The sequence below is a fragment of the Pseudomonas tumuqii genome (assembly GCF_013184545.1).
In the GTDB taxonomy this organism is placed as follows: domain Bacteria; phylum Pseudomonadota; class Gammaproteobacteria; order Pseudomonadales; family Pseudomonadaceae; genus Aquipseudomonas; species Aquipseudomonas tumuqii.
This window is the reverse complement of the sequence record NZ_JAAOJA010000010.1, coordinates 24,601-40,977: the sequence shown is the minus strand read 5'-3', so window position 1 is coordinate 40,977 and position 16,377 is coordinate 24,601. Positions and strand designations below refer to the sequence as shown.

Here is a 16,377-nt window from a genome sequence, read left to right as displayed (position 1 = left end):
GCGAAAGACGTGCCAGGTTGCTTGCGCTTGGCTGGGTAAGGTGGATTGGGTAGCGATCAGCGGTTAAGTAGCGCGGTTTCTCTGGTTATTCGCAGTGATATGCCTTTTTTCGGATATGGCCTGAGCTTCCCGCGAGCGGTGGGATAGTGTCCATATTTATGGACATGTATGGATTTATGGAGTTTCTCTCGCAAGATGTATCCAGTTTCATGGACATAAAGGCCTGGCGGTGCGTACAGGCGGTAGGGTGCGCCGTGCGCACCAATTCCCCATGCGCCGACCAATCTGCGTGTCTACCGCCACCGCTCCCATCCCCGGTTTAACGCTCGCTCAAGCCATGCTGCTGCAGCTTGCTGTACAGGCTGGCGCGGGAGATGCCGAGTTGCACGGCGGCCTGGCGCCGGTTGCCCTGGCAGGCGCGCAGGGCCGCTTGCAGGGCGGCGCGTTCGCTACGGGCCAGGCTCTCGGACAACGGCTCGGTCGGGCCGGGTTGGGGCGCCGGTGGCGGCTGTACGCTGGCCGGCAACGCCAGTTTACCGCTGGCGTCCAACAGCGCGCCTATGCGTGCGGCGTCCAGCTCGGCGCCTTCGGCGGCCAACTGGGCGCGCTCCAGCAGGTTACGCAATTCGCGCACATTGCCGCTCCAGGGCTGTTCGGCGAGCAGGGCCAGGGCGTCTGCGCTCAGCTCCATCGGCGCCTGGCCGGAGCGGTTGGCGATATCGTCGAGCAGATGCTCGACCAGTGCCGGGATGTCGGCCTGGCGTTCGCGCAGCGGCGGCACCTGCAATGCCAGCACATTGAGGCGGTAATACAGGTCGTCGCGAAACTGTCCAGCGGCGACCTTGGCTTCCAGATCGATATGGGTGGCGGCGATCACCCGCACGTTCAGCGACTTGACCTGGTTGGAGCCGAGCGGCTCGACCTCCTGCTCCTGCAGCACGCGCAGCAACTTGGCCTGCAATGCCAGCGGCAGATCGCCGATCTCGTCGAGGAACAGGGTGCCGCCGTTGGCCACCTCGAATTTGCCGATGCGCCCCTTGCGATCCGCGCCGGTAAAGGCGCCGGGCGCGGTACCGAACAGCTCGGCCTCGACCAGGGTTTCCGGAATCGCCGCGACATTGACCGCGACAAAAGGCCCGTTGGCCCGCGGCGACAGGTTATGGATGCCTTGCGCCAGCAGCTCCTTGCCGGTGCCGGTTTCGCCGCGCAGCAGCACCGTGGCGTCCAGTTGCGCGGCACGCCGGGCCAGGCGCTTCACCTCGGCGGCGGCCACACTGCTGCCGATGAACCCGGCGATGGTGTAACGGGCGCGGCGGGCCTTGGCCAGCTCGTTCTGGGTGGCGAGCAGCTGGTTCTGCAGCACGTTGAACTTGGCCATCAGCGGCTTGAGGTGACGGGCGCGGTCGAACAACACAAAGCCCAGGGCACCGACCAGGGTGCCGTCCTCGTCGCGCAACGGAATGCGGGTAACCACGAAGTGCTCGCTGCCAAAGGCCATCAGGTCGAGCATGCTCGGCTGGCCGCTCTCCACCACCTCACGCAGGCGGCTGGCCGGCAGCACCTCTTCGATCTCCTTGCCGAGCACGCTGCGCGGGTCGCTGATGCCGACCTTCGCCGCGTACTTGTCATTGATCCAGACGATCCGCGCCTGCCGGTTGACCGCGATGGTGCCCTCGCACTGCGCGTTCAGGTGATCGAACAGCAAAGGCATGGCCACCGCGCGAAAGCGCTCGGGCGAGACCCCGACGATGAGTCCATGTTGATCGAGATCAGCGCGAGAAATCGCCATGGCAGCAAGGTTCCGAAGAAAGAGTGCGGCCGATTATGGCCAGCGCCGCGCGAAAGCGGCAAGGAACCTCGGGCGAACCTGCACGGTCGACCTTGTATATGCCTGATCAATCCTACTAAGGAGAACGCCCGTGGACCTGGTCCGTATTCTGATCGCCATCCTCTTGCCGCCACTCGGCGTATTTCTGCAAGTCGGCTTCGCTGGCGCCTTCTGGCTGAACATCCTGCTGACCCTGCTCGGCTACATCCCCGGCATCGTTCACGCGGTGTATATCATCGCCAAGCGTTGAGTTTGCTCTCGGCAAAGCCCACGCAGCAAAAAGCCGCGCAGTGCGCGGCTTTGAGGTTGGTGGGCCCACACGGACTCGAACCGTGGACCAAGGGATTATGAGTCCCCTGCTCTAACCAACTGAGCTATGGGCCCTCAGAAGCCGGCGGATTATACCGGTGCCTTCTCTGCAGCGCCAACCGAACGACGTGGGCCGAGGAAATTATGGGCAAAGGCGTCGGCGGCGAGGGGGCGGCTCAGGACGAAGCCCTGGATCTGTTCGCAGCCTTCGGTGGCGAGAAACAGTTCCTGGGCCTTGGTTTCCACGCCTTCGGCGATCACCGTGAGTTGCATGCTGCGACCCAGGGCGATGATGGCGCGGGCAATGGCCACGTCGTGCGGGTCGTTCGGCAGGCCGCGGACGAAGGATTGGTCGATTTTCAGGGTGTCCAGCGGCAGGCGCTTGAGGTAACTCAGCGAGGAGTAGCCGGTGCCGAAGTCGTCGATCGCCAGTTGCACGCCGAGGGCCTTGAGTTGGTGGAGGATGCTCAGGGCGTCCTCGGTCTGGTTCATGATGAAGCTTTCGGTGATTTCCAGTTGCAGCAGGCTGGGGTCGAGTGAGTTGTCCTTCAGCAGCTGCGAGATGTGTTCGAGCAGCTGCGGTTGCCGCAGTTGGGCGCCGGCCAGGTTGACCGAGAGGGGGCCGAACGGTGCGTGGAGGCGTTGCCATTCGCCCATTTGCCGGCAGGCTTGCTGCAGCACCCAGTCGCCCAGCGGCAGGATCAGGCCGTTCTCTTCGGCCAGGGGTATGAAGCGGTCCGGCGGAATTTCACCAAATACGGGGTGGATCCAGCGCACCAGGGCTTCGGCGCCGGCCAGGCGCTGGGTGCCCAGGTTGAGTTTCGGCTGGTAGTAGAGTTGCAGTTCTTCACGCTCCAGGGCGCGGCGCAGTTCATGTTCCAGGGTCATGCGTTCGGTGGCCTGGAAGGTCAGGTCGTGGGTGTACATTTCGACCCGGTTGCGGCCTTTGGCTTTGGAGCGGTACATGGCGGCGTCGGCGTTCTTCACCAGGGTGGCGACATCCAGGCCGTCATCGGGGTACAGGCTGATACCGATGCTGGCGCTGATATGGAACTCGTGGTCGTCGAAGTAGAAGGGCAGGCTGAAGCAGGCGAGCAGTTTGTTGGCGACCAGTTTGGCGTCGTCGTCGGTCTGGTGCAGGCCCGGCAGCAGGATGATGAATTCGTCGCCGCCGAGCCGGGCGACGGTGTCGATGTCGCGCAGTTGTTCCTTGAGGCGGATGGCGATGCTCTTGAGCAGCTGGTCGCCGACCGGGTGGCCGAGGCTGTCGTTGATGTGCTTGAAGCGGTCGAGGTCGAGAAACAGGACCGCGCCTCGGCGGTCGTTGGTTTGCGCATCGTCGAGGGCTGCATGCAGTCGCGCTTCGAACAGTATGCGGTTGGGCAGGCCGGTCAGCGGGTCGTGGTGGGCCTGGTAGTCGAGGCGGGCCTGGGCATGCTTGAGCGAGCTGATGTCGGCGAATACGCCGACGAAGTGCGTGGTCTGTTGGTCCTTGTTGCGCACGGCGCTGATGGTCAGCCATTCCGGAAAAATCTCGGCGTTCTTGCGCCTGTTCCAGATTTCCCCTTGCCAGTGCCCTTCAGCTTCCAGTTGGTGCCACATGGCACTGTAGAAGGCACTGTCGTGCTGGCCGGAGGCGAGTAGCCGGGGTGTTTGCCCGAGCGCTTCGGCTTCGCTGAAACCGGTAATTTCGCTGAAGGCGCGGTTGACCGCGACGATGCACTGCTGGGGGTCGGTGATCATCACGCCTTCGGCGGTGCTTTCGAATACGGTGGCGGCCTGCTGGAGTTTTTCCTGCATGACCTGGCGTTCGGTGATGTCGCGGGCGATGGTCAGCAGGCAGGGCTCATCGCCGATCTGGATCGGTTGGACGGACAGCTCGCACAGGCGTATCTGGCCATTGCGGGCGCGGATCGGGGCGGTCAGGTCGCGTACGCTGCCGTGCAGGGTGAGTTGCTCGAGCATCCGGGTGCGATCCGCCGGGTTGGCCCAGACGCCCAGTTCCAGGGTCGAGCGCCGAGCCACTTCGCTGCTGCTGTAGCCGGTGATGCGAGTGAAACCCTGGTTGACTTCGACCAGCAGGCCATCCCGAACGCGGCTGATCAGCAGGCCGTCGGGGGAGGAGTGGAAGGCTTTGGCGAATTTGTCTTCGGAGAGCAGCAGTTGCTGTTGGGTGGCTTTGAGCTGGCTGATGTCACGTACGACCACCACCAGCGCCGGGGTGTCGGCGAGCTGGAAGGCCTGGGCGGAGATCAGCCCGGTGAAGCGTTGGCCGTTACGCCGCTGGAAGGGCATTTCCAGGTTGCGCAGGCTCTCGCCTTGCAGGCGCTTGAGCAGGGTCTGGCCGATGCCGGGGATGCCCCAGATATCCAGTTCGGTGGCGGTTTTGCCGAGCGCTTCGCTGACCGGGATGCCGGTCTGCTGTTCGAAGGCGTTGTTGGCTTCCAGCAGGCAGCCGTCGGCCCTGCGCGCGATCACCAGGATGTCCGGGCATTGCTGGAACACCGAGGCGAATTTCTGCTCGGAGAGGCGCAGGGCCAGCTCGGCCTGTTTGGCTTCGCTGATGTCGACCATCAGACCGCGCATGATCGTCTGGTCGCCACTGCGGGCCAGGGTGACAATGTCGCGGATCCATAACACGCGGCCGTCGGCGGCACACATCCGGTAGTCGAGGCTATGGTCGCGGCCGGCGCTGCTTTCGCGCAGGCAGTCTTCCATGGCCTGCTGGGCATCGTCCGGGTGCAGGGTGCGCAGCCAGAAGCCTGGGCGCTTCCAGTCGGCCAGCGGGTAGCCGAGCAGTTTTTCCGCGTGCTGCGAGACATAGGTGAAGGTGTAGTCATCCAGGCGTGCCTCCCAGGCGATGGCCGAGAGGTTTTCCACCAGGCTGCGGTAGTGCTGTTCGCTGTTGCGCAATTCCTGTTCGAGCAGGCTGCGGGCGCTCATTTCGGCATGCAGGCGGCGGTTGATGCGCAGGATCACGGCGATGATGGCGCACAGTGCGAGCAGGCCCGGGAGGCCATAAAGCAGGAGTTCAGGCCAGATGCTGCGCCGGTCATGCAGGTTGCCGATCCAGCGGGCCTGCAGGGCGCCGACTTCGCTGCTGCTGATGTCGGCGAGCAGCTTGTCGAGAATCCCGATGAGGATGGCCTGGTCGTGCGGCGCGGCCATGGCCAGTTGGTAGCGGTAGGGCGTTTCGCCGCTGATGAGCAGGCCTTCCAGCTTGAGCTGGCGCAGGCTCCAGGCGCTGGAAGCGAGGTCGCCGATCATGGCATCGGCCTGGCCGCTGGCGAGGGCCAGCAGGGCGGCATTGACGGTCGGTAACGGCAGCAGCTGGAGGTCCGGGTGCTGGCGGCGCAGCAGTTCGTGGGGCGCATAATTCTCGACCACGGTAATTTTCAGACCAGAGAGAGCCTTCATTGCGCGTGGTTGCGGGCCGCCATCGCGCGCCAGGATGACTATCGGGAAATCCAGGTAGGGGCGGGTGAAGGTCAGGTAAGCCTGCCGCTCGGGGGTCGCCATTACCGCGGGAAGCAAATCGAGTTGGCCGGCCTTGGCCTGCTCCAGTACCTCGCTCCAGCTGTCTGTTGCGCTCGGTTGCAGGCTCACGCCCAGGCGTTGTTCGAGCAGCGCGATGTAGTCGGCGGCCAGGCCCTGGTAGCGGCCCTGTGGGTCGCGGAACTCGAACGGCGGCCAGGCGGCGTCGATGCCCAGACGCAGTACGGGGTGCTCGGCAAGCCAGCTGCGCTCCTCTTCGCTGAGCGGCAAGGCGGCAACCGGACTGACCCAATACACCAAGCACAACAGGAGAATGGCCGGCAATCGCGGCATGGCGGCCTCGTCACGGAACGGGTGGTACTCCGAGTGTAGGCCAGGCTTGGCACTCGGCTAGGCAGATAGCAAAACCCCCGGTGTTGGCCGGGGGTTCTGGATTACTCGTCGAGGAAGGAGCGTAGATGCTCGCTTCGCGTCGGGTGGCGCAACTTGCGTAGCGCCTTGGCCTCGATCTGACGAATCCGCTCACGCGTTACATCGAACTGTTTACCAACCTCCTCGAGGGTGTGGTCGGTGTTCATGTCGATGCCGAAACGCATGCGCAGTACCTTGGCTTCACGTGCGGTGAGGCCGGCCAGTACTTCGCGGGTGGCTTCCTTGAGGCTTTCCACGGTCGCCACGTCGATCGGCGATTGCATGGTGGAGTCCTCGATGAAGTCGCCCAGGTGCGAATCTTCGTCGTCGCCGATTGGGGTCTCCATGGAGATTGGCTCTTTGGCGATCTTCAATACCTTGCGGATCTTGTCCTCAGGCATTTCCATGCGTTCACCCAGCTCTTCCGGGGTCGGTTCGCGACCCATCTCCTGCAACATCTGCCGGGAGATACGGTTGAGCTTGTTGATCGTCTCGATCATGTGCACCGGAATACGGATGGTGCGGGCCTGGTCGGCAATCGAGCGAGTGATCGCCTGACGGATCCACCAGGTGGCATAGGTCGAGAACTTGTAGCCGCGACGGTATTCGAACTTGTCCACCGCCTTCATCAGGCCGATGTTGCCTTCCTGGATCAGATCGAGGAATTGCAGGCCGCGGTTGGTGTACTTCTTGGCGATCGAGATCACCAGACGCAGGTTGGCTTCAACCATTTCTTTCTTCGCGCGACGGGCCTTGGCCTCGCCGATCGACATGCGCCGGTTGATGTCCTTGATCTCGGCCAGGGTCAGGTCGCACTCGGTTTGCAGCGCGGCAAGCTTCTGCTGGCAGCGCTGGATGTCGACTTGCAGACCGCCGATGGCCTCGGCGTACTTGGCTTTGCCCTTGGCCAGTTGCTCGGACCAGGTGGCATCGATTTCATTGCCCGGGAACAGGCGCAGGAAGTCGGCGCGCGGCATCCGTGCATCACGCACGCAGAGTTGCATGATGGCGCGTTCTTGAGCGCGCAGGCGCTCCAGGGCGCCACGCACACGAACCACCAGCGCTTCATACTGCTTGGGCACCAGCTTGATCGGCATGAACAGCTCAGCCAGGGCTTTCAGCTCGGCGATGCCTTGCTTGCTGCCGCGACCATGCTTCTTCAGCGTCTTCTTGGCGATCTCCATTTGTTCGGAGATCGCGGTGAAGCGGCGCAGGGCTTCTTCCGGATCCGGACCGCCGTCGCCTTCTTCTTCCTCTTCGGCGTCGTCCTCTTCCTCTTCCTTGTCGTCACCGGCATCGGCGGCGGTGCCGTCTTTGACCGGCACCGGCGCGGCGGCTTCGGCAGGAACACTGCCGTCGTCCGGGTCGATATAGCCATTGAGGACTTCAACCAGGCGACCACCTTCGGTGGTCACGCGGGTGTATTCGGCGAGGATGCTGTCGACGGTGCCAGGGAAGTGGGCAATAGCGCCCATGACTTCACGGATACCCTCTTCGATACGCTTGGCGATTTCGATTTCGCCTTCGCGGGTCAGCAGTTCCACTGTGCCCATTTCGCGCATGTACATGCGCACCGGGTCCGTAGTACGGCCAATGTCGGTCTCGACCGCTGCCAACGCAGCCGCTGCTTCTTCCGCAGCCGCTTCGTCGGTATCGGCGTCGGCCAGCATAAGAGAATCCTTATCTGGCGCAACCTCGAATACGTTGATCCCCATGTCGTTGATCATGCGGATGATGTCTTCCACCTGTTCCGGATCTGAAATATCCTCCGGCAGGTGGTCGTTGACCTCCGCGTAAGTCAGGTAGCCCTGCTCACGACCAAGGGTGATCAACTCTTTGATACGAGACTGCTGTTGCGCTTTTCCGGACATAACACCCTATCCACTGAAGGTCTTGGCGGGCTAAAAACAAGCCGCGGATTATACCCGAATAAGACCCCTATGCGCCAGTTGGGCTCGGGATTACCGGTGATGCATTACGGCTCAGCAGGTTGCGCAGTTGGTTTTTTTCCTCTGCACTCAACTCACTTTGACGGGCCTTGTTGATCAAATGTTCCAGGCTGCGCTCGCGTTGGCGGGCCACAAGACTAGTTATAGTGTCAAAAAACTGTTGTTCAAGGTTGTCGGCTGAAATCAGCCACTCTTTTTCCGCCAGGGCCCGTAACAGACGGCCTTGCTCGGTACCGTGCCAGCGTGCGATCAGTTGCAGGGCGCGCAGTTTCGGGTTCTTTTGCAGGGCGCCGAGCAGGGCCACCAGCAGTTGTGCGTAGGTGTCGTCTTCGGCGGCGAAGTGGCTGACGTCTTCGACATTCTGGGCCAGTTCGGGGTGGTGCAGCAGCGTGCGTAACGCACTCAGGTGTGGCGATTCGACGCTGACGGCGGTGCGTGGTGCGCGTGGGGTGAAGTCGTCGCGGCCCTTTTTACTCCATTTTCCGCCTTCTTTCTTCCAATTGCTCTTGCCCTTGCTGCGCTCGAAGCCCGCCGTTGGGGCGGGATTTTCATATTCATTGTGGCTGGGGGCGACATCATAGTAGGCACTATCGGGAATTTCGCCATGGTCCGGGTGGTAATCGCCGGGAGCTGGGCCGGTGCTGGAATGGGCGCTGCTCTTGGTGGCGGGTGCCATCTGGCTCAGAGCTTCGCCGCTGAGGCCGGTGATTTCGGTGAGGCGCTGGCGCATCAGGGTGCGCAGGTTGTTGCCGGGGATCTTGTCGATCAGTGGGGCGGCCAGGGTCATCAGGTGGGCTTTGCCTTCGAGTGAGCGCGGGTCGGCCTCTTCGCTGAGTTGCTGGAAGAAGTAGTCGGCCAGCGGTTGCGCCTGCTGGTTGATGCGGGCGCGGAAGGCGTCGGTGCCTTCGCTGCGTACCAGGGTGTCCGGGTCTTCGCCTTCGGGGAGGAACAGGAAGCGCGCGCGCCGACCGTCCTGCAGGCTGGGCAGGGTCGCTTCCAGGGCACGCCAGGCGGCATTGCGTCCGGCGGCGTCGCCGTCGAAGCAGAACAGCACGCTGGGCACGATGCGGAACAGGCGCTTGAGGTGTTCTTCGCTGGTGGCGGTGCCGAGGGTGGCGACGGCGTTGCGCAGGCCTTGCTGGGCCAGGGCGATGACGTCCATGTAGCCTTCGACCACCATGATCTCGTCGAGATCGCGGTTGCTCTTGCGTGCCTCGAACAGGCCGTAGAGTTCCTGGCCCTTGTGGAATACCGGGGTTTCCGGGGAGTTCAGGTACTTGGGTTTGTCGTCGCCGAGCACCCGGCCGCCGAAGGCGATCACCCGGCCGCGGCTGTCGCGGATGGGGAAGATCACCCGGTCGCGGAAGCGGTCGTAGCGCTTGATCTTTTCCGGGTTGTCGGCGTTTTCCACCAGCAGGCCGGCGTCGATCATGGCCTTCTGCTGCAGGCTGTCGCTGGCCAGGTGCTTGTGCAGGTTGTCCCAGCCGGGCGGGGCGAAGCCGAGACCGAAGTCGCGGGCGATCTCGCCGGACAGGCCGCGGCCCTTGAGGTAGTCGACGGCGGCCTTGCGCTGCGGATGGCTCTTCAGGGCCTGGCGGTAGTACTCGGCGGCGGCGGTCAGTAGCGGGTAGAGCGGTGAGTCGGTGGGTTGGCGCGGCTTGTTGCTGCTGTTGCGTCCACCTTCTTCGCGCGGCACCTCCATGCCGGCGCGCTTGGCCAGGTCCTCGACCGCCTGGGGGAAGTCCAGTTGGTCGTGGTCCATGACAAAGCCCAGGGCGTTGCCGCCGGCGCCGCAGCCGAAGCAGTAATAGAACTGCTTGTCCGGGCTGACGCTGAATGAGGGGGTCTTTTCTTTATGGAAGGGGCAGCAGGCGGTGTAGTTCTTGCCGGCCTTTTTCAGCTGGATGCGCGAGGCGACCACGTCGACGATATCGGTGCGGTTGAGCAGGTCATCGATAAAAGACTGTGGGATCAGGCCGGCCATAGGCGCTCAGGATACTGCCGTGCGAGGCGGCTGGACAAATACTACGGAAACTAAAAGACCCCGCGCCACCCGTGGGTGGTGCGGAGTCCAAAAGCGAAGCCCGGCCGAGGCCGGGCATTCAGGCGTTGCGCTTGTACGTATTAGTACAGGCGGACGCTGCGGCGCTGTTCGCGCTGTACTTTCTTGGCGTGACGCTTAACAGCGGCTGCTGCTTTGCGCTTACGCTCGGAAGTCGGCTTTTCATAAAATTCACGGCTGCGAACTTCGGCCAGAACACCGGCTTTTTCGCAGGAGCGCTTGAAACGACGCAGAGCTACGTCGAAGGGTTCGTTCTCTTTAACTTTGACGGCTGGCATCCAGGGCGTACCTTCTTTATTACCGGGGGGTGTCGTGCTCCTGGCAAATGGCGCTGGAGAACGTACGTTTTTAAGGGTTGCGGATGTTACCGTCTCATCGCCAGGAATGCAAAGCCTCTGATCGAAAAGGGCTGGTCTGAGTCCGCCAGCGCCGATTATCATGCGCGCCTTCTGGCGTTTAGCCCCTCGATATCAAGGCGTTGCCCATGCTGGTACTGGGATTGGAAACTTCATGCGATGAGACCGGTGTCGCACTCTATCACAGCGAGCGTGGCCTGCTGGCCGATGCCTTGTTCAGTCAGATCGAGCAGCACCGTATTTACGGCGGGGTGGTGCCCGAGCTGGCCTCGCGCGATCACGTCAAACGCATGCTGCCGTTGATCCGCGAGGTATTGGCCGAGGCCAAATGCACGCCGGGCGATATCCAGGCGGTTGCCTATACCGCCGGTCCGGGTCTGGTCGGGGCACTGCTGGTGGGTGCCTCCTGCGCCCAGGCGCTGGCCTTCGCCTGGGGCATTCCGGCGCTTGGCGTGCACCATATGGAAGGCCACTTGCTGGCCCCGATGCTGGAAGAAAATCCGCCGGCTTTTCCGTTCGTCGCTTTGTTGGTCTCCGGGGGCCATACCCAGCTGGTGAGGGTCGATGGCATTGGTCGTTACCAACTGCTCGGCGAGTCACTCGACGATGCCGCCGGCGAAGCCTTCGACAAGACCGCCAAGCTGATGGGCCTGCAATATCCGGGTGGGCCGGAAATCGCGCGACTGGCCGAGCGAGGCACGCCGGGGCGCTTTACTTTCCCGCGGCCGATGACCGACCGGCCGGGACTGGATTTCAGTTTCAGCGGCTTGAAGACTTTTACCCTGAATACCTGGCAGCAGTGCCGCGCCGCCGGTGATGACGGCGAGCAGACCCGCTGTGACGTCGCCCTGGCGTTCCAGCAGGCGGTGGTCGAGACCCTGACCATCAAGTGCCGGCGGGCGCTCAAGCAGGCCGGGCTCAACTCTCTGGTGATCGCTGGCGGCGTCAGTGCGAACAAGGCGCTGCGTCTGGGGCTGGAAAAAATGCTGAGCGAGTTCAAGGGACAGGTGTTCTACGCCCGTCCGGCGTTCTGCACCGACAACGGCGCGATGATCGCCTATGCCGGTTGCCAGCGCCTCAAGGCCGGGCAGCATGAGGAACTGAATATCAAGGTGCAGGCGCGTTGGCCGATGGAGGCGTTGCCGGCGCTCTAGAACGAGCTGGGTGGCACAAGCTGCTGTCGGTCTGCCGCTTGTCTAACGGCGGCTGGTTAAAAATGCCGTTCCCGGCCGTCGAACAGGTCGCGTAGATTGCTACGGTGTCGCCAGACGATCAGGCCAGTCACTGCACTCATCGGCAGCAATGCTGCAGGTTGTTGCCAGGCCAGCAATGGCAGGCTCAGCGGGGTGGCGATCAGCGCGGCCAATGAGCTGGTGCGGGTCAGGTTGAAACTCAGTAGCCAGGCGCAGATGGCCAGCAGTGCCGCCGGCGGGTAAAGCCCCAGCAGCATGCCGGCGGCAGTGGCGACGCCTTTGCCGCCACGGAAGCGAAAGTACAGCGGGTAAAGATGGCCGATCACAGCTGCGAGGCCGAGCCAGGCTTGTTGTTGCAGGCTCAAGCCAAGCAGGGCGCCAGCCAGGACCGGGAGCAAGCCCTTGAGCAGGTCGCCGAGCAGGGTCAGACCGGCCAGGCGTTTGCCGGCGACCCGCAGCATATTGGTAGCGCCGGGGTTGCCGGAGCCACTGACGCGCGGATCCGGCCCACCGGCCTTGCGGCTGAGTAGAATGGCGAAGGACAGTGAGCCGAGCAGGTAGGCGAGGATCGCCAGCAGCCAAAACATGGTAGCCATTCCGCGGTGAAGGAATGGCTGGATTCTAGCAGGCAGTTGAAAAAGGTAGCGAGCGCAGTACCACGATGGCGTGCGGGGCTAGCCCGGCAAGACAAAAGCGTGGTGTACGAGTCGCAAATGAGCATTTAAACCTGATTTCAACGCCGTATAGTCGTGCACAGTAGTGGTTACTCGGCCAGCCAGCGAGTTGGTGCGGCTTTGGCGTGTTGTGGAGAGAGTGCTTGGACACAGTTTTTATTGAAGGTCTGGAAGTCGATACGGTAATCGGCGCCTACGACTGGGAACGAACCATCCGCCAGTGCTTGCGCCTGGATCTGTGCCTGGGGTGGGACAATCGCCCGGCAGCGGCTGGCGATGACCTGAGCAAGGCACTCGATTACGCGGCGGTGTCGGCGCGTGTCCAGGCCTTCGCCAGCGAAGCGCAGTTCATTCTGGTGGAAACCTTTGCCGAGCGGCTGGCCGAGGTATTGATGAACGAGTTCCAGATTCCCTGGCTGCGCCTCAGGTTGACCAAGCCCGGTGCGGTACCGGCGGCGATTGGCGGTGTTGGTGTGGAGATCGAGCGCGGATGTCGCTAACTCCCGTTGTGCTAGGTCTGGGCAGCAATATCGAGCGTGAGGCGCATTTGCAGGCCGGGCTCGAGGCGCTGGCCGCCATGCTGGGCGACATGCGCTGCTCGCCGGTGTTCGAAAGCCAGGCGGTGGGCATCAAGAGTGGCCCCTTCTTCAACCTGGTGGTGGCGGGCTATAGCGAGCTGCCGTTGGGTGAGCTGGATCGCCGGCTGAAATTCATCGAGGCGGACAACGGCCGTTATGCGCCCGAGCGCAAGGGCCTGCCACTGGATATCGATGTTCTGCTGTACGGCGATCAGGTCGGTAATTTCGATGGGCTGGTGCTGCCGCGGGCAGAAATCCTGAAAAACGCCTTTGTGCTCTGGCCATTGGCGCTGCTGCTGCCGGATCGCCTGCACCCTGCAGAGCAGCGCAGTTTTGCCGCGCTGTGGCGGGCGGCGCAGATCAATCAGCAACTCTGTCCCGTGCCATTCCAGTGGTGCGGAAGCGAACTGACCCCGGCCGACCTGCTCGCGGCATTCCCCGGGTCCGCCTAGCAGCCTGACGGGCTGCTAGAGCTGCTAGAGCTCGCCGCGCGCATCCGCGGAGACCGGCGCAAGGCTCGGCTGATGGCTCGCCTTGTAGGCCTTGAGCGCCTTGAGGCGCTCGCGCTTGAGCGCCTCGCCCAGTTCGGGACCTTGCAAGCCCTGCTCCAGCAGCGGCTGTACCGCCACGGCACGGGCCGCCTGCATGGCGCCGCGCAGGTAATCGGCCTGCGGGTAGGCGCGTTGTTCCAGTCCGTCCCGTCCACGGGCGTCCATCTCACAGGCGGCGATGAACGCCTCGAAGCGCTGCGGGCGGCGAAACACATCGAAGTGCTGCAGCAGCTCCAGCAGGGTCGAGGCTTTCAGCTCCAGGGCGCGGTGGCCGTGGGTGTGGTATTCGCCGACCAGCAGGGCCAGCTCCTGGCAGTCTTTCGGGGCCTTGCTGCGTTCGTTGATCGCCCGGATCAGCTTCAGCCCGCGTCGTTCGTGGGCGATATGCCGGGGCCAGTCGGCCTTCGGCGTCAGGCCTTTGCCGACATCATGCAGCAGGCAGGCCCAGCGCACCGCCAGCGGCTGCTGGTGTTCGGCGCACTGACGCAGCACGCTGAGTACGTGCACGCCGGTGTCTATTTCCGGGTGATGGGCGGGTGGCTGTGGCACGCCGAACAGGGTGTCGACTTCCGGCAGCAGCGCCTTGAGTGCGCCGCAGTCACGCAGGACCTGGATAAACACATCGGGACGCGGTTCGAGCAGGGCGCGGGAGATTTCCTTCCAGCTGCGTTCGGCCGTCAGCGCCGAAAGTTCGCCGGAGTCGCTCAGTTGCCGCATCAGCGCCAGGGTCTCGGGCGCCACGCGAAAACCCAGTGGTGCATAGCGCGCGGCAAAGCGGGCGACCCGCAGGACGCGCAGTGGGTCTTCGGCGAAGGCCGGGGAGACGTGCCGTAGCAGCTTGGCTTCGAGGTCGCGCTGGCCGCCATAGGGGTCGATCAGGCGGCCCTGTACGTCCTCGGCCATGGCGTTGACGGTGAGGTCGCGGCGGATCAGGTCTTCTTCGAGGGTGACGTCCGCGCTGGCGTAGAAGGTGAAGCCGCCATAGCCGCGCCCGCTCTTGCGCTCGGTTCGCGCCAGGGCATACTCCTCGCCGGTTTGCGGGTGCAGGAACACCGGGAAGTCGGCGCCCACCGGGCGGAATCCCTGCTCGTGCATCTGTTCGGCCGTGGCTCCGACCACCACCCAGTCGACCTCGCTGACCGGGCGTCCCAACAGGCGGTCGCGCACTGCGCCGCCCACTTTGTAAATCTGCATGCCTGCTCCTCCGTTGCGGCACAGCATAACGGCTGGAGGGCCTGAGCGGCCATGGCTTGAATGGGAGGGCAAGTGAGAGCGGAGGGGGCGAGAACAAGTCTCGCAGGACGTAGGAGCCCTTGAACCCCGTAGCCCGGGCTACGTCCTCGGCATCCGGCTTGCCGCAAACGCAGTTGTTCAGGTCATCCGGGTTAATGAGGGCGTGGGCAGCGGGAGCGCGATCAGATAGGCGGAATCACCAGGTCGAGCCGCGGGTAGTCGCCGTCGTGATCGCTGTCACCCTTGGGCGGCACGTGCTGGGTGTCGATCAGTTTGTCGCCCTGCAGGGTCTCCAAGTGAATGTCGAAGCCCCACAGGCGATGCAGGTGCTTGAGCACTTCATCGGTGGAGTTGCCCAGGGGTTTGCGATCGTGCTGCTGGTGGCGCAGGGTCAGTGAGCGGTCGCCGCGGCGGTCGATGCTCCAGATCTGGATGTTGGGCTCGCGATTGCCCAGGTTGTACTGGGCGGCCAGGGTTTCGCGGATGCTCTGGTAGCCGGGCTCGTCATGGATGGCCGGAACCAGCAATTCATCCTTCTGATCGTCATCGAGAATGCTGAACAGCTTGAGGTCGCGGATCACCTTGGGCGACAGGTATTGCAGGATGAAGCTCTCATCCTTGAAGCTGCTCATGGCGAACTTGAGGGTCGTCAGCCAGTCGCTACCGGCGATGTCGGGGAACCAGTGCTTGTCTTCTTCGGTGGGCTCTTCGCAGATTCGGCGGATGTCGCGGTACATGGCGAAGCCAAGGGTGTAGGGGTTGATGCCGCTGTAGTAGGGGCTGTCGAAGGGCGGCTGGTAGATCACGCTGGTGTGCGATTGGAGGAACTCGATCATGAAGCCCTCGGTGACCAGGCCCTCGTCATACAGATCGTTCATCAGGGTGTAATGCCAGAAGCAGGCCCAGCCCTCGTTCATCACCTGGGTCTGGCGCTGCGGATAGAAGTACTGGGCGATCTTGCGCACGATGCGGATCACTTCACGCTGCCAGGGTTCGAGCAGGGGGGCGTGTTTCTCCAGGAAGTACAGGATGTTTTCCTGGGGCTCCGAGGGGAAGCGCTTGTTGTCTTCCTCGCCGCGCTTGCCGGCGCCCTTGGGAATGGTGCGCCAGAGGTCGTTGATCTGTTTCTGCAGGTGCTCTTCGCGCTCCTTCTGCCGGCGCCGCTCCTCTTCGGCGGAAATCGGGTAGGGGCGCTTGTAGCGGTCGACCCCATAATTCATCAGGGCATGGCAGGAGTCGAGCAGGTCTTCCACCGCATCGATGCCATGGCGTTCCTCGCACTGCATGATGTACTGCTTGGCGAACACCAGGTAGTCGACAATCGAGCTGGCGTCGGTCCAGGTGCGAAACAGGTAGTTGCCCTTGAAGAAGCTGTTGTGACCGTAGCAGGCATGGGCGATGACCAGCGCCTGCATGCACATGGTGTTCTCTTCCATCAGGTAGGCGATGCAGGGGTCGGAGTTGATCACGATCTCGTAGGCCAGGCCCATCTGTCCGCGTTTGTAATTCTTTTCGGTGCTAAGGAAATGTTTGCCATAGGACCAATGGTGATAACCCAGAGGCATGCCCACCGAGGCGTAGGCGTCCATCATCTGTTCGGCGGTGATCACTTCGATCTGGATGGGATAGGTGTCCAGCGCATAGCGTTCGGCGAGCCGGCTGATCTCGCGGTCGTAGGCGCCAATCAGTTCGAAGGTCCATTCCGAGCCGGTGGAGATCGGTTGGCGTTTCTTCACGG

12 protein-coding genes and 1 tRNA gene are annotated in these 16,377 nt (G+C 63.1%); 4 read left to right on the top strand and 9 right to left on the bottom strand.

Features of this window, described 5'->3' with window-relative positions; translation table 11 throughout:
• Positions 1–319 precede the first annotated feature (319 nt).
• Positions 320–1,789, bottom strand: coding sequence for a sigma-54 interaction domain-containing protein (locus tag G9C89_RS17735; protein ID WP_172150470.1), 1,470 nt, complete (start codon positions 1,787–1,789; stop codon positions 320–322).
• Positions 1,790–1,919: 130 nt separating this feature from the next.
• On the opposite strand from G9C89_RS17735, the gene G9C89_RS17730 reads away from it, so the two are divergent.
• Positions 1,920–2,078: a YqaE/Pmp3 family membrane protein gene (locus tag G9C89_RS17730; RefSeq protein ID WP_095600415.1), complete on the top strand. Its 159-nt coding sequence runs from the start codon at positions 1,920–1,922 to the stop codon at positions 2,076–2,078.
• Positions 2,079–2,135: 57 nt separating this feature from the next.
• Here the strand turns inward: G9C89_RS17730 and G9C89_RS17725 are convergent.
• The 5 genes from G9C89_RS17725 to rpsU form a co-directional block, all read right to left on the bottom strand.
• Positions 2,136–2,212: transfer RNA gene (locus tag G9C89_RS17725), tRNA-Ile, on the bottom strand.
• Positions 2,213–2,227: 15 nt separating this feature from the next.
• Positions 2,228–5,965, bottom strand: a complete 3,738-nt coding sequence (locus G9C89_RS17720) for a bifunctional diguanylate cyclase/phosphodiesterase (protein ID WP_172150468.1) — start codon at positions 5,963–5,965, stop codon at positions 2,228–2,230.
• Positions 5,966–6,066: 101 nt separating this feature from the next.
• A complete protein-coding gene (rpoD, locus tag G9C89_RS17715) occupies positions 6,067–7,914 on the bottom strand; it encodes an RNA polymerase sigma factor RpoD (RefSeq protein ID WP_172150466.1) in 1,848 nt (615 codons plus the stop codon).
• Between the two features lie 67 nt (positions 7,915–7,981).
• Positions 7,982–9,976 (bottom strand): DNA primase, encoded by a 1,995-nt coding sequence (dnaG, locus tag G9C89_RS17710; RefSeq protein ID WP_172150464.1) that lies wholly within the window; start codon positions 9,974–9,976, stop codon positions 7,982–7,984.
• A 140-nt stretch (positions 9,977–10,116) separates the two neighbouring features.
• Complete coding sequence (gene rpsU / locus G9C89_RS17705; protein ID WP_003296736.1) at positions 10,117–10,332, bottom strand: 30S ribosomal protein S21; 216 nt, start codon at positions 10,330–10,332, stop codon at positions 10,117–10,119.
• Between the two features lie 206 nt (positions 10,333–10,538).
• On the opposite strand from rpsU, the gene tsaD reads away from it, so the two are divergent.
• Positions 10,539–11,564, top strand: coding sequence for a tRNA (adenosine(37)-N6)-threonylcarbamoyltransferase complex transferase subunit TsaD (gene tsaD, locus G9C89_RS17700; RefSeq protein ID WP_172150462.1), 1,026 nt, complete (start codon positions 10,539–10,541; stop codon positions 11,562–11,564).
• 56 nt (positions 11,565–11,620) lie between these two features.
• Here tsaD and plsY read toward each other — a convergent pair whose 3' ends face one another.
• Positions 11,621–12,190 (bottom strand): glycerol-3-phosphate 1-O-acyltransferase PlsY, encoded by a 570-nt coding sequence (gene plsY, locus G9C89_RS17695; RefSeq protein ID WP_172150460.1) that lies wholly within the window; start codon positions 12,188–12,190, stop codon positions 11,621–11,623.
• A 230-nt stretch (positions 12,191–12,420) separates the two neighbouring features.
• Between plsY and folB the strand changes: the two genes are divergently transcribed.
• Positions 12,421–12,777, top strand: a complete 357-nt coding sequence (folB, locus tag G9C89_RS17690) for a dihydroneopterin aldolase (protein ID WP_172150458.1) — start codon at positions 12,421–12,423, stop codon at positions 12,775–12,777.
• Positions 12,768–13,307 carry a 2-amino-4-hydroxy-6-hydroxymethyldihydropteridine diphosphokinase gene (gene folK, locus G9C89_RS17685; RefSeq protein ID WP_172150456.1) on the top strand — a complete coding sequence of 180 codons (540 nt, stop codon included), beginning with the start codon at positions 12,768–12,770 and terminating at the stop codon, positions 13,305–13,307. The genes folB and folK overlap by 10 nt, the downstream gene beginning before the upstream one ends.
• A 24-nt stretch (positions 13,308–13,331) precedes the next feature.
• On the opposite strand, the gene G9C89_RS17680 is transcribed toward folK, so the two are convergent.
• Together G9C89_RS17680 and G9C89_RS17675 are read right to left on the bottom strand one after the other, a co-directional pair.
• On the bottom strand, positions 13,332–14,600 hold the full coding sequence (locus G9C89_RS17680; protein WP_172150454.1) for a multifunctional CCA addition/repair protein: 1,269 nt from the start codon (positions 14,598–14,600) through the stop codon (positions 13,332–13,334).
• 221 nt (positions 14,601–14,821) lie between these two features.
• The gene (locus tag G9C89_RS17675) at positions 14,822–16,375 is read right to left on the bottom strand and encodes a SpoVR family protein (RefSeq protein ID WP_172150787.1); all 1,554 of its coding nucleotides are present in this window, start codon (positions 16,373–16,375) and stop codon (positions 14,822–14,824) included.
• Between the last annotated feature and the right edge of the window lie 2 nt (positions 16,376–16,377).